General features: G+C 71.3%; 8 protein-coding genes and 1 pseudogene. 7 read left to right on the forward strand and 2 right to left on the reverse strand.

Annotated features, from left to right (window positions below; translation table 11 throughout):
* Positions 1 to 97 precede the first annotated feature (97 nt).
* On the reverse strand, positions 98 to 1312 hold the full coding sequence (locus AOM46_RS00565) for a helix-turn-helix domain-containing protein (RefSeq protein WP_062203947.1): 1215 nt from the start codon (positions 1310 to 1312) through the stop codon (positions 98 to 100).
* A 101-nt stretch (positions 1313 to 1413) separates the two neighbouring features.
* On the opposite strand from AOM46_RS00565, the gene AOM46_RS00570 reads away from it, so the two are divergent.
* Positions 1414 to 2088 carry an HAD family hydrolase gene (locus AOM46_RS00570; protein ID WP_062203949.1) on the forward strand — a complete coding sequence of 225 codons (675 nt, stop codon included), beginning with the start codon at positions 1414 to 1416 and terminating at the stop codon, positions 2086 to 2088.
* 68 nt (positions 2089 to 2156) lie between these two features.
* Here the strand turns inward: AOM46_RS00570 and AOM46_RS35965 are convergent.
* Positions 2157 to 2255 (reverse strand): annotated as a pseudogene (locus tag AOM46_RS35965) (hypothetical protein); the annotation flags it as partial.
* Between the two features lie 52 nt (positions 2256 to 2307).
* Between AOM46_RS35965 and AOM46_RS00575 the strand changes: the two are divergent.
* From AOM46_RS00575 to AOM46_RS00600, 6 genes are all read left to right on the forward strand, one after another.
* A complete protein-coding gene (locus AOM46_RS00575) occupies positions 2308 to 3063 on the forward strand; it encodes a hypothetical protein (RefSeq protein ID WP_062203951.1) in 756 nt (251 codons plus the stop codon).
* A gap of 174 nt (positions 3064 to 3237) precedes the next feature.
* Positions 3238 to 7761, forward strand: coding sequence for a DUF6531 domain-containing protein (locus AOM46_RS00580; RefSeq protein WP_062203954.1), 4524 nt, complete (start codon positions 3238 to 3240; stop codon positions 7759 to 7761).
* Positions 7762 to 7799: 38 nt separating this feature from the next.
* The gene (locus AOM46_RS00585; RefSeq protein ID WP_062203957.1) at positions 7800 to 8375 is read left to right on the forward strand and encodes a hypothetical protein; all 576 of its coding nucleotides are present in this window, start codon (positions 7800 to 7802) and stop codon (positions 8373 to 8375) included.
* 83 nt (positions 8376 to 8458) lie between these two features.
* The gene (locus tag AOM46_RS00590; RefSeq protein WP_158920158.1) at positions 8459 to 8902 is read left to right on the forward strand and encodes a VOC family protein; all 444 of its coding nucleotides are present in this window, start codon (positions 8459 to 8461) and stop codon (positions 8900 to 8902) included.
* 251 nt (positions 8903 to 9153) lie between these two features.
* On the forward strand, positions 9154 to 13722 hold the full coding sequence (locus tag AOM46_RS00595) for a DUF6531 domain-containing protein (protein WP_062203960.1): 4569 nt from the start codon (positions 9154 to 9156) through the stop codon (positions 13720 to 13722).
* A complete protein-coding gene (locus AOM46_RS00600) occupies positions 13715 to 13975 on the forward strand; it encodes a hypothetical protein (RefSeq protein ID WP_067225794.1) in 261 nt (86 codons plus the stop codon). Before AOM46_RS00595 ends, AOM46_RS00600 begins: the two co-directional genes overlap by 8 nt.
* Positions 13976 to 14023: the final 48 nt, after the last annotated feature.

The following is a 14023-nucleotide window of genomic DNA, read 5'->3' on the forward strand; positions in this document are numbered from 1 at the left end:
GCGACATGGAGCGACCGAACAGCGACGCAGCGTCCCATTTTCTGACTTCCATGGGACGAGGTGGCCGACCCCGCTCAAGGAAATAGGACAGTGTGTCCTAGGCGTCGAGGCCCAGGCGGTCGGCGAGGGCGCTGATGGGTGAGCTTCGGCGGCGTTCGCGGTTTCGTAGTTCGGCTGCTACTCGTCGCGCCGTGGCGTGGTAGCGCAGCCATTCCGGGGCGGTCTGTTCCGCGTTCAGGAGTGCCTGTACCGCGTGGCCGTCCTCCTTGAGGTCGGTGTGTGCGATCGCCCTGTCGACGTGGAAGCGGGCGGCCCAGGTGGGCGGCAAGGTTCCCACGGCGCGCACTTCGTTTGCCGCTCGAAGGGCCTCGCGGCTCTTTTCCATTTCGACCAGGAAGTTGACTTGGGCCACACCGAAGTTGGTGATTCCGAAGGGGGTCGCGTAGACGATCTGGTCCTGTCCCACCCGGGTTGCCGCCGCGCCGGCCAGGCTCAGCAGCTCATTCACCTCGGCTTCTTTCTCCTGCCGCACGGCAGCGGTGGCGGCTCGCAGCAGGAGAATTCCCCAGAGGGAAAGGTCGATTGGGCGAGAGCGAAACCCGGGTTCGATCTTTGTGGCATGTGCCAGGGCGATGTGCTCCGCATCGGCGAGCCGTCCCTGTTTTGTCAGAATCCAGGAGAGTGTGGAGAATCCCACGGTTTCCAGATGAGAGTCGTCGGACTGTCCGGCGGCGTGCATGGAGCGTTCGAGAGCGGTGAAGGCCGCGTCCTCCTTGCCCAGTGCCGCCAGGGTTGTGGCTCCCACCTGGTATGCCTCCGCGAGCACCGCCCAGGCGGCTGCCCTGTTCACGCCCTCGGTCACCTGCACGGTGGCCTGCGCATCGCGAATCAGGCTGGGCAGCATGGCGCCGATGTCGGCCAGGCGCCCCTCGCGCCGGATCCGCTCGGTGGACCGCAGCGACTGCCGCAGCCGTTCCAGGGTGGGGGGATCCTCCGGGTCCGGATCGTGGGCCTCTCCCAGCAGATCGTTGACGGGGGAGATGGCCTGTCTGAGCGCGAGCACCGACGGCGGATCCTCGCTCTCCTTCGCCTCGAAGGTGTTGAGCTGCCCCACCAGTACGGAGGTTTCCACGTCCAAGGCGTGAGCGAGCGCGTTGAGGGTCGCGAGCCGTGCCGTCTGCCGCCGTCCCTGTTCGAGTTTCCGTACGACATCGACCGAAAGCCGTGCTCGATCCGCCAGTTGCTCCTGCGTCAGCCCGCGCCTGACGCGAAGCCGTGCGATCCGATCGCCGATGCTTGACTCTTCGTGCATTGCGCCATCCCCGCCAAAGGTCGAATGCCAACGCTACGCCGGGGGATCGGATGCTGTCATGGAACAGGTGGAGTGATGGGCCGTCAGTCAACGGAGGGTGTATGGAACGCCTGGTGTTCTGGGATATCGACCACACTCTGGTGGCGATGCGGGGTGTAGGCGGGGAGTTGTTCGGGCGGGCGTTCGCCCGGGTGACCGGGCGGCGTATGGAGCGCATAGCCGCTGTGGACGGAATGACCGATCCGGTGATTTTCCGGGAGACGGCCGCCCTGCACGGGGTGAGCACCGGGCGGCGTGAGTTCGAGGAGTTCGCGATGGTGCTGGGCGAGGAGCACGCCCGGGCCGTGGCGGAGATCCGGTCTCGGGGAGTCGCGTTGCCGGGGGCGGCGTCCGCGCTGGCCGCGTTGGCGGAGGCGGGTGTGCGGCAGTGCGTCGTCACGGGGAACGTTCGGTCCAGTGCGCGGGTCAAGTTGGCTGCCTTCGGCCTCGACTCATTTGTCGACTGGGAGGCCGGTGCCTATGGGGAGGACGCCGAGACGCGGCCCGAGCTGGTGCGCATTGCGCTGAGGCGTGCAGGCAGTCCGGCGGTCGGCCAGGTGTCACTTCTGGGGGACACGCCTGCAGATGTCAGGGCGGCTGCCGAGGTCGGCGTTCGCGCTGTCGGCGTGGCCACCGGTCGCAGCGGCGAGGAGGAACTGGCAGAGGCTGGGGCCGACTTCACGCTCTCTGGCCTCGAAGACACGGAACACGTCGTCGGCCTGGCCCTGCCGCGCTGACCAGTCCGGAGCAAGCGGGGCTTTCCGGCGCGCGCCGAGGGAGAACCGGCCCAGCTGGAAGTCCGTACTCACTCAGCGGACGGTACCTGAGCCGTGAAGTCCCGGTAGGGGACCGCGTGGTGCCAGGCGGCGTCTCGTGTCTGGCAGACCCGCAGCACCTCCGCCGGATCGGTGGGTAAATCGGGTGCCCGGCGGTGGTGATGTGTCTACGGTCCGGGGATGGATCTGCGTATCGTGACGCTCGCCGAGCGGCCCGGGTTGAAGTCTTCTTTCGCGAGTGCCGAGACCGAGCCTTGGCCCGCGTTCATGGATGAGGACCCCATCGGCAACCTTTACTACAGCGATGTCAGGACGGCGCATCCGGAGTTTGGGCTGATCGCGTATGACGCCGGCGACCCGGATCAGGCGGTGGCCCGCGCGTTCTGTGTGCCGTTCGCCTGGGACGGTGACCCGGCGGCGGGGGAGTTGCCCGTCGACGGGTGGGACGGGGTGATCTGGCGGTCGGCGCGTGATCGGCAGGTCGGGCGGAAGCCGAACCTCGTCTCGGCGTTGGAGATCAGTGTTCCCAAGGATCTCCAGGGCACGGGGCTCTCCGGTCGGATGCTCGCGGCGATGCGGGAGAACGCGGCCCGGCTGGGGTTCGAGCATCTGGTCGCGCCGGTGCGGCCGAACCACAAGCATCTGGTCCCCGACCTGCCGATCGACGCGTACGCCGCGCTGGTCAGGGAGGACGGGCTGCCGCAGGATCCGTGGCTGCGCGTCCATGTTCGGGCCGGTGGACGGATCGTCGGCACCTGCAAACGCGCGATGGTCATCCCCGGCACGCTGGCGGAGTGGCGCTCCTGGACGGGCCTGCCGTTCGACGAGACGGGGCCGGTCGTGGTGCCCGGCGCGCTGGTGCCGGTCCACTGCGATGTCGAGCACGGTGTCGCGGTCTATGTCGAACCGGGAGTCTGGGTGCACCACCGGCTGTGAACGGCCCGTGGCCCGCCGGGTGGTTCAAAGCGCGTTCGAGTGGTCCGAACAGGAGCCGCGTGTGACGTGAAGAACCCGGGGGTGCGGGTTTGGGGGGCGCCGGTGGGGCAGCATCCTTCCGGCGGCGGCCGGGTGCCGTCGACTCGCCTCCGTTTTTGTGGCCGGGAGTTGGAAATGGGACGTCCCGCTGACTGGTCTCCGCTGGATCTGGATTCCGATCCGACGCCGGGGGATCCGGACGAGGTCCGTGAACTCGCGGACGAGCTGCAGGAGTTCGCCGACGATGTCGGGGAGGCGCTGGGCACCATCCGGGGGATGGCCTCGGAGCGGGCGATGTTGGACTGGGCGGGGCTCTCGGCCGACACGTTCCGCGCCGAGTTCGAGAGCGTGCCGGGGAACCTCACCAAGCTGGAGGAGTCCTACTCGCTCTGTTCGCAGGCGCTGCAGGGCTACTGGCCGCAGTTGCAGACCGCGCAGGGGATGGCCGACCGGGCGTTGGACCGGGCGATCTCGGCGCGGGCCGATCTGGCCGGCGCCAGCTTCGCGTTGGAGGAGGCGCAGGACTGGGTGGGCCGGGCCGGCGAGGAGGCCGAGCGGCTGCAGCGCGAGGGCGAACGGGAGAACGTCGAGCCGCCGGACGAGGACACCGTCCGGGCCGCGGCGCGGGATCAGCAGGCCGCCGCCTCGGCGGCCGGCGCGGCGCAGGCGCGGGTCGCGGACGCGGAGCAACGGCTGGACGCCGCACGGCAGTTGGCGCAGGACGCCCGCGAGATGCGGGAGGAGGCGGCCCGGATCTGCGCCCAGGGCGTCGACGAGGCGAGCGACGCCGGCATTCAGAACAAGAAGTGGTGGGAGAAGCTGATCGAGTGGCTGTCCGACGCCTGGGACACGCTGGTCAGCATCTGCAAGGTCATCGTCGCGGTGCTGGGCGTGGTGGCCATGATCATCGGTGGGCCGCTGGCGTTGGTGGTGCTGGCGGCGGCCGTGGTGGTGCTGGCGGATACGTTGGTGAAATTCGCCCAGGGCAAGGCGGGGTTGCTCGATGTGGCGTTCGCCGCGCTGGACTGCATCCCCGGGATGCGGGGCCTGACCACCCTCGGCGGGCTCGCCAGGGGCGTCAAGGGGCTGGCCACCACGGGGATCAAGGGGCTGAAGCAGGGCGCGTTGCGGCTGGGCCGGATCGGCCGGGGCGAGGGCATCCCGATGACCGCGCGCAACGCCTGCGGCGACCCGGTGGACGTGGCCACCGGCGAGCTGTTGATGTCGGCGGTCGATGTCGAACTGCCGGGCGTGCTGCCGCTGGTGCTGGAGCGGCACCATATCTCCAGCTATCGCGCGGGGGGTTGGTTCGGCTCGTCGTGGACGTCCACGCTGGACCAGCGGCTGGTCCTGGAGGAGCACGGCGCCCGGCTGCTCACCGCCGACGGGATGACGTTGCTCTATCCGCGTCCCATGGTGGACGAGCCGGTGCTTCCGGTGGAGGGGCCGCGTTGGACGCTCTCCTGGGACGGGCGGGCCGGCACGCCGTTGACGGTGGACCAACGGGACGGCATCCGGCTGCACTTCGCGCCCGTTGCCGGCCGGCCGGGCAGTGAGCTGCCGCTGGTCGCGATCACCGACCGGCATGACAACCGCGTCCAGTTCGCCTACGACGAGGCGGGCGCGCCGACCGATGTCCACCACTCCGGCGGCTACCACCTGGGCGTCACCACCCGGGACGGCCGGGTCACCGCGCTGCGGCTGCTCAGCCATCCCGAGCGGCCGGTCCTGATGTCCTACGGCTATGACGCGGCCGGACTGCCGCACGAGATCCGACAGGGCGACGACGGGCCGCCGCTGCGGTTCGCCTACGACCGGCACGCCCGGATGACCCGCTGGGAGGACCGCAACGGCTACTGGTACTCCTACGACTACGACGAACGGGGCCGCTGCGTCTTCACCACCGGCACCGACCGGGTGTTGGAGTACCGCTACGCCTACGACGAGGAGAACCTGCGCACCGACGTCACCGACTCGTTGGGGCAGACCACCCGCTACCAGTTCAACGACTGCTTCCAACTCATCGCCCAGACCGACCCGTTGGGCGCGACCACCAGCCACGTCCTGGACCGTTACGACCGCTCGCTGACCAGGACCGATCCGCTGGGCCGGGTCACCCGCTTCGGCTACAGCCCGGAGGGGCACCTCGCGGAGCTGGTCCGTCCCGACGGTCTGGCCGCCCGGCTCGACCACAACGAGTTGGGGCAGGTCACGGAGGTCGTGCAGGCCGACGGCTCCGTCTGGCGGCAGGCGTTCGACGCGGCCGGGGACCTGGTCGTCCTCCAGGACCCGGCCGAGCGGCGCACGCGGTACGCCTATGACGCGCATGGCGGACTGGCCGAGGTGAGGGACCCGTCCGGGGACACCACCCGGATCCGTTCGGACGCGGCCGGGCTGCCGCTGGAGGTGACCGGCCCGGACGGCGAGGTCACCCGCTACACCAGGGACCCGTTCGGCCGGGTCACCGCCGTCACCGACCCCTCGGGCGCCGAGACCCGCTTCGTATGGTCGGTCACGGGCCGACTGCTGAGCCAGACGGACCCGTTGGGCGGCGTCCGCAGCTGGGCCTATGACGCCGAGGGCAACTGCACCGCAAGCGTCGACGAGACGGGCGCCACCACCACGATCGACTACGGCGCCTTCGATCTCCCGATCCGCCGCACCGGGCCCGACGGCGTGGTCCACCGCATCGAACGGGACACCGAGCTGCGCCTGACCGGCGTGATCGACCCGCTGGGCCGGGCCTGGCGGTACGACTACGACCCCAACGGGCGGCTGCTCGCCCAGACCGACTTCGACGGCCGGGTCACGAGCTACCGCAGGGACGCCGCCGGGCAGCTCGTCGAACGGGTCAACCCGGCGGGGCAGTCGGTCCGTTACCGCTACGACCCGTTGGGGCGGGTGGTGGAGTCGGCCACCTCGGACGGCGGCGTGACCACGTTCACCCGCGATCCGATCGGCCGCGTCGTCGCCGCCGAGAGCCCGGGCACGGTGCTGACCCGTTCCTATGACATCCGGGGGGAGTGGCTGAGCGAGACGGTCAACGGCCGTACGTTGACCGTCAGTCGGGATGCCCTCGGGCAGATCGTCGAGCGCACCACGCCGGCCGGGGTGCACAGCGCCTGGGCCTACGCGGGGCTCGCGGCCCCCACCGCGCTGACCGTCGCGGGGCGCACCGTCGCGTTCGCCGGCACGGCACACGGCCGGGGCGCCGCCCGCACCTACGGCGGCCGGCTGACGGTCTCCGTCGAGCTGGACGCGGCGGGGCGGCCGACGGAGCAGCTGGTCACCGGGCCAGAGGGCCGGAACATCGCGGGACAGCGTTACGCCTACCGCGCCGACCACCACCTCACGGGCCTCACCGGCCGGGGCGGCCCGATCGATCTCACCCTCGACCCGAGGGGCCGGGTGACGGCCGTCAACGGGCCTGCCGGCGAGGAGCGTTACGCCTACACCGACACGGGCGACCAGGCCGAGGCCGACTGGGCGCACGGCGACCGTGCGGCGGCCGGGCCACGGAGCTACACCGGCACCCTGCTCACCGACGCGGGACGCACCCACTACACCTATGACGCGGCCGGCCGGGTGGTCGCCAGGCGGCGGAAGAACCTCTCCAAGAAGCCGGACAGCTGGGCCTACACCTGGGACGCCGACGACCGGCTGACCTCCGTCACCACCCCGGACGGCACCGTCTGGCGCTACCACTACGACGCCTTCGGCCGCCGCGCCGCCAAGGAACGGCTGGGCCCCGACGGCGAAACCCCGGTCGAACGCGTCGACTTCACCTGGCAGGACGCCGACCTGGTCGAGCAGACCGCCACCGGCGACACCCGGGGGCCCGCCACCCTCACCTGGGAGCACGAGGGCGGCACCCCGCTGCTGCAACTGGAGAGCACGGGCCGGTCCGCCGACCAGCACGAGACGGACCGACGGTTCTTCGCCATCGTCTCCGACCTGGTCGGCCGGCCCACCCACCTGATCGACGAGGAGGGGGAGACGGCCTGGGAGTCCCGCACCACCCTCTGGGGCGCGCCGCTGCCCGGCGGATCGAGGACGACCGACACCCCGCTGCGTTTCCCCGGCCAGTACGCGGACGCCGAGACCGGCTGGCACTACAACCACCACCGGCACTACGACCCGGAGACCGGCCGCTACACCACCGCCGACCCGCTCGGCCTCGCCCCGGCCGAGAACCCCCGGGTCTATGTGCACAACCCGCTGACCTGGTCGGACCCGTTGGGCCTGGCGCCCCATTCGGCGCTGATCACCGGGTTCCGGCTGCAGACCGCGCACCGGCTGAGCCGGCGGATGCGGGTGGACGCGGCCGGCAATGTCTCCATCACCGGCCGGCAGCATCTGTATGTCAACCTCAGCAACGACATCAGACACACCCTCAACTTCCGTGGCGGGCAGGGGGAGATCGTCTCCTTCCAGCTGCGGCAGAGCTTCCTCGACCAGATCCGGAGGACCGCCATCCCGCAGCGGAACCCCGGCCAGTACACGCCCGAGCAGTGGAAGCAGATGAAACAGACCCACCCGGAGATCTCCGACCCGACCAAGGGAGAAGATCTCTACGGACTGCCGGGCAGTATGCTCGACGAGTTCCAGGAGGCCATCGTCCCCGGCTCCGGAAAGATCATCAAGAACGAGTCGAGTTGAGCCGCGACCCGGCCGACCGAGCGCCCGGAGGAGACGCCGTGGTCCACGCGGAGGACGAGGAGCTGGCGGCCGAGCTGGCGGCCGAACGACACCGGCTCACCCACCGGCCCCCCGACGACGAGGGCATCCCCGCGTTCGCCTATCTGGAGGTGCGCCCCGGGGTGGCCGTCGGCGACTACGCCCGCCACCTCCGCTCGGTGCTCGACCCGACGCTGGCCATCGCCGCGACGGCCGACTTCGACGCGGCCGAGCTGCCGACCGGCGACATCCCCGACTGGTTCGCCCGCGTCTCCGGCCAACCGTCCCAGGAGACAGCGGAGTTCGCGGCAGCGGGACGGGCCAGCTACGCGGACCACCCGGGCACCGACGGGCCCTGGGAGCTGCGGGACTGGCTCTCCCGCTTCGAGCCCGAGTACGGCATGCGCGGCTGGGCCTGGTGGGACCTCACCGCCCCGGCCCCCGACCGGCTGCGGATCTGGGTGGACTGCGGCACCGAGCCCTGGTTCGCCCACCTCGACCTGCTGTGGCTGGCCTACACGGCGGGCGCGGTCTCCGTCGCACCGCCCGAGGTGGTGGAGAGCGACATCTGGGCCGCCGAACCGCCCGTGGGGTGAGCCCCGGGCCGGTTGTCAGTGCCTCCGGTTAGCCTCCGAAGGACACGACATCCGGCACCCGGCATCCCACGGAGGACGGCAGCATGACCGAGAAACACACGGCCGAGGCGACGCGAAGCGGCACCGGCCCCCCGGCCGACGTCCGGGGCGGCGCCAATATCGCCATGAAGATCCCGGCGGCCGACTACGCGGCCACGGTCTCCTTCTACCGCGACACCCTCGGCCTGGAAGTCGTCGACGAGGCCGAGGGCGAGGCCACCGGCGCCGCCACCGTCTCCCACACCTGCGCCTTCCGCTTCGGCCCCACCACGCTCTGGCTCGACCGGGTCGAGGGCCTGGCCCGCTCCGATCTCTGGCTCGAACTGCGCACGCCGGCCCTGGAGTCCGCCGTCGAACGCCTGGCCGCCGCCGGCCACCGCGTCTGTGACGAGGTCGAGCCCTTCACCGACCCGTCCACCAGGGCCCACTGGATCAGAAACCCGGCGGGCGTCGTACACCTCCTCGCCGAGAGCAAGCCGGAGGATTGACCGTCCGCATCGAACACACTATGTAGCCAGCCCTGTTGACAGGGTGTGAGAGGAAACCCGAGGGAACCACCGCACTGTCCTTTTCCTGCCCCGGAGGGCGTGACCGGCGCTTTTTCATGATCTATCGTGGTCTCATCACATGAGCGCGTTCGCCGCTCATACCCGTGACGGCGCCGCCCGGCCTGACCAGCCGGCCCGTTCGGCGCCGAGGCCGGCCAGACCAGCCGGCCGTGTCCCCAGGGGGGTTCGGGATGGTGCGCCCAGCCGACTGGAGTCCGGTAGACCTGGACCGGGATCCGACACCGGGAGATCCGGACGAGGTCCGTGAACTCGCCGACGACCTACGGGAGTTCTCCGACGATGTCGGCGAGGCGCTGGGCAAGATCCGGGGGCTCGCCTCGGAACGCGCGGTGCTCGACTGGGCCGGCCTCTCCGCCGACACCTTCCGCCGCGAGTTCGAGGGCGTCCCCGACAACCTGACCAAACTGGAGGACTCCTACGCGCTCTGCGCCGAAGCGCTCGACGGCTACTGGCCCAAACTCCAGACCGCCCAGGGCATGGCGGACCGCGCGCTGGACCGGGCGATCAGCGCCCAGGCCGATCTGGCCAGCGCCCAGTCCGCGTTGAGCGACGCCACCGACTGGGTCGGCCGCGCCGGCGAGGAGGCCGAACGGCTGCAACGCGAGGGCGAACGGGAGAACGTCGAACCCCCGGACGAGGCCGATGTCCGGGCCGCGACCCGCGACCACCGGGCCGCCGAATCCGCCGCCACCGCCGCCCGGGGCCGGGTGAACGACGCCCAGGAACGGCTCTCCGCCGCCCGCCAACTGGCCCTCGAAGCACGGGAGATGCGCGAGGAGGCGGCCCGGGTCTGCGCCCAGTCCATCGATGAGGCCAGCGACGCCGGCATCCAGAACCGCAAGTGGTGGCAGAAGCCCATCGACTGGGTGACCGACAACTGGGACACCATCGTCGACATCGCCAAGGCCATCGTCGCCGTCCTCGGCATCGTCGTGATGATCATCGGCGGGCCGCTGGCCTGGGTCGTGCTGGCCGCCGCGCTGATCGTGCTCGCCGACACCCTGATCAAATACGCCAACGGGGAGGCCAGCCTCTGGGATGTCGCGTTCGCCGCCCTCGACTGCATCCCGGGGTTCAAGGGCCTCACCACCCTCGGCGGCCTCGCCAAGGGCCTCAAGGGGCTGGCCACCACCGGGCTTCGGGGCCTGCGCGAGGGCGCCCTCGGCCTCGGCGGGCTGCTGCGCCGGGGCGGGCGGCAGGCCGACGACCTGGTCTGCCAGACCGACCCCATCGACATGGCCACCGGCGAGATGGTGATGGACGCCACCGATGTGCGGCTCCCCGGCGTGCTGCCGCTGGTGCTGCGCCGCCACCACCGCACCAGCCTGCGCGAGGGCACCTGGTTCGGCCGCTCCTGGACTTCCACGCTCGACCAGCGCCTCCTCCTTGACTCCGGCGGCGTGCGGCTGACCACCGAGGACGGCATGGTCCTCAGCTATCCGCGCCCCGACGCCGAGTTCGATGTGCTGCCCGTCGAGGGCCCCCGCTGGCCGCTGGCCTGGGACGGCGCCCCCGGCGGCGCGATCCGGGTCACCCAACGCCAGCACGGCCTCACCCTGCGGTTCGCCCCCGTGCCTGGCCGACGCGGCGGCGAACTCCCGCTGGTCGAGATCGCCGACCGGTTCGGCAACCGGATCCGCGTCGGCTACGACGCCGAGGGCGCGCCCAACGAGGTGGTCCACGACGGCGGTTACCGTCTGGGCCTGACCACGGCCGGCCGCCGGATCACCGCCGTCACCCTGCTCAGCGACCCCGACCAGCCGGTGCTGGCCCGCTACGGCTACGGCGAACACGGCGACCTCACCGAGGTGTTCGACTCCACCGGGCTGCCGCTGCGGCTGACCTACGACGACCGCCACCGCATCGTCGGCTGGCGGGACCGCAACGACACCTGGTACCGCTACACCTACGACGAGTCCGGACGCTGCGTCGCCACCGAAGGCACCGACGGCATCCTCGCCAGCCGCGTCGCTTACCACACCGAACGCCAACAGACCGTCTTCACCGACTCGTTGGGCAACACCACGGTCTACCAGTTCAACGACTGCTGGCAGCCCGTCGCCGAGACCGACCCGGCCGGCGGGACCACCCACCGCACCTTCGACCGCTACGACCGCCCCCTCACCGTCACCGACCCACTGGGCCGCACCACCTGCTACGTCTACGACGAGGACGGGCGGCTGACCACCATCGTCCGCCCCGACGGGCGCGAGGTCCGCTTCCACTACGACGAGGCCGGGCTGCCCACCTCGGTGGTCGAGGCCGACGGCTCCGTCACCCGCCAGGAGTTCGACGAACACGGCAACCGCACCGCCGTGACCGACGCCGCCGGCAAGGTCACCCGCTTCACCTACCACCCGGGCGGCGCCCTCGCCGGCACCGTCGACGCGCTCGGCAACGCCACCACGGCCGTCTGCGACGCGGCCGGACTGCCCGTCGAGGTCCGCACCCCGGACGGCGGCGTCACCCGCTACCGGCGCAACGCCCTCGGCCAACCCGTGGAGATCACCGACCCGTCCGGCGCGGTCAACCGCCTGGAGTGGACGCCCGAGGGCCGGCCGCTGCACCGCGTCGACCCGCTCGGCGGCCACCACAGCTGGCGCTGGGACCCCGAGGGCAACTGCCTGGAGAAGAGCGACCCCACCGGCTCCGTCGTCCGCTTCGAGTACGGCCCGTTCGACATCCCCGTCGCCGAGACCACCGCCGAGGGCGTGCGCCGCGAGTTCACCCGCGACACCGAGCTGCGACTGCGCCAGGTCCGCGAACCGGGCGGCGCCACCTGGGAGTACAGCTACGACCCGGCCGGCCGGCTGGTCGCCGAAACCGACTTCGACGGCCGCAGCCGCCGCTACCAGCACGACGCCGCCGGCCAACTCGTCGCCCGCGTCAACCCGTCGGGCGAGACGTTGACCCTGGAACGGGACGTACTCGGCCAGATAGTGACCCGGAGCGCGCCCGGCGTCACCGCCACCTTCGAACGCGACCCGCTCGGCCGGCTCCGGCGCGCCGTCCAGGACGGCACCGTCCTGGAGATCGAACGCGACGCCGTGGGACGCGTCACCCGGGAGATCTGCGACGGCCGCAGCACCTCCGTCGCGTACGACGCGCTGGGCCGCGTCCACAGCAGGACCACCCCCAGCGGCCACACCAGCCGGCACACCTACGACGGCACCGGCCACCGCAGCGCCGTCGACATCAACGGGCACCTCATGGAGTTCGCCCGCGACCGGGCCGGCCGGGAGACCGCCCGCACCCTCGGGCCCGGGCTCAGCCTCGACCAGGAGTGGGACGCCGCCGGCCGGCTGCGCCGCCAGTCGCTCACGGTGCGCGGCGCCGTCACCCACACCCGTGGCTACCGCTACCGCGACGACAACCACCTCACCGGCATCGCCGACTCCCGGCTCGGCGACATCGCCTACGACCTGGACCCGATCGGCCGGGTCACCGCCGTCACCGGCCCCGGCTGGGCCGAGCGGTACGCCTACGACGAGGCCGGCAACCAGACCCTCGCCGACTGGGGCGAGCGGCACCCCGAAACCGAGGCCACCGGCACCCGCAGCTACGCCGGCACCCGACTGGAACAGGCCGGCCGGATCCGCTACACCTACGACGCCGCCGGCCGCACCATGCTGCGCCAACGCACCCGCCTCTCCCGCAAGCCCGACACCTGGCGCTACACCTGGGACGTCGAGGACCGCCTCACCGCGCTCACCACCCCCGAAGGGGACCGCTGGCACTACCGCTACGACGCGCTCGGACGCCGGGTGGAGAAGCACCGCCGCACCGACGACGGGCGGATCGCCGAACGCGTCCTCTTCAGCTGGCTGGGCACCACACTCGTCGAACAGACCGCCGTCAGCGAGGCCGACCCCGCCCCCACCACCCTCACCTGGGACTACGACGGCCGCCGCCCCCTGGCCCAGACCGAACGCCGTGGCGCCACCGGCACCGCGACGCTGGAACAGACCCGACTCGACCAGGCCGAGGTCGACGAACGGTTCTACGCCATCGTCACCGACCTCGTCGGCACCCCCGTCCAACTCGTCGACGAAACGGGGGACATCGCCTGGACGGCCGACACCACGCTGTGGGGCGTCACCCGCCCCACGGCGGCGGACGCCCCCGGCACCCCGCTGCGCTTCCCCGGCCAGTACGCCGACGCCGAGACCGGCTGGTACTACAACTTCCACCGCCACTACGACCCGACCACCGGCCGCTACACCTCACCCGACCCGCTCGGCATCGGCCCCGCGCCCAACCCGGTCGCCTACCCGCGCAACCCCCATGTGTGGAGCGACCCGCACGGGCTGACCCCCTGCTATCTCTTCCGGGGAACCACCCGCGACTTCTCGGGCAGCCCCAACACCCAGAACATCGGCATCACCCCCACCTCCTCCGACCCCGGCGTGGCCACCGTCTTCGCCACCCACTCGGAGAGCTTCGGCGAGGCATTCGTCCAGGTCATCCCGACCAGGGCACTGGACGACGTGCCCTACCACGAGGGCTATATCCGCCGCGAGGCCGAATGGGGCGTCGAACTCCCGGCGGACGAACTGGGCCGCCGGGCCGAGCTGGAGGTGCCGGTCAGCGTCGCCCGGGACATCCTGGGCGACATGGGCATTAACATCCCCAACAACATCCCGATCGGCAGCATCGACTCCACCCTGGAGTTCGACGTCCCCAAGCTCAGCACCGACCAGATCAACCAGTTCATCTCGGAGGCCAGAAGGCGTGTCTGAACAAGCCGAGTTGTCCGTCCACCACATCGTCAGCACGGACCCCAACGGCGCGGTCTGCGTCGTCCGCTGCCTCGCGGGCCCGGCCCGTCGCGGCACGGTGTTCCGCGTCGCCGACGCCGAGTTCCGCCTCGACGAGATCGAGTGGTACGGACGCCAGGTCGACTCCCTCGACCCCGCCCACCACGGCAAGGTCCGCCTCACCGGCCCCACGACCGACCACCTCCGGCCGGGAGCCGTCCTGACCACCCCATGACGGCGGGGCACGCAATCGCCCGTGCGCGGGCGGTGACTAAGCTGGGGC

The sequence above is a fragment of the Streptomyces sp. NBRC 109706 genome (assembly GCF_000974485.1).
Classification (GTDB): Bacteria; Actinomycetota; Actinomycetes; order Streptomycetales; family Streptomycetaceae; genus Streptomyces.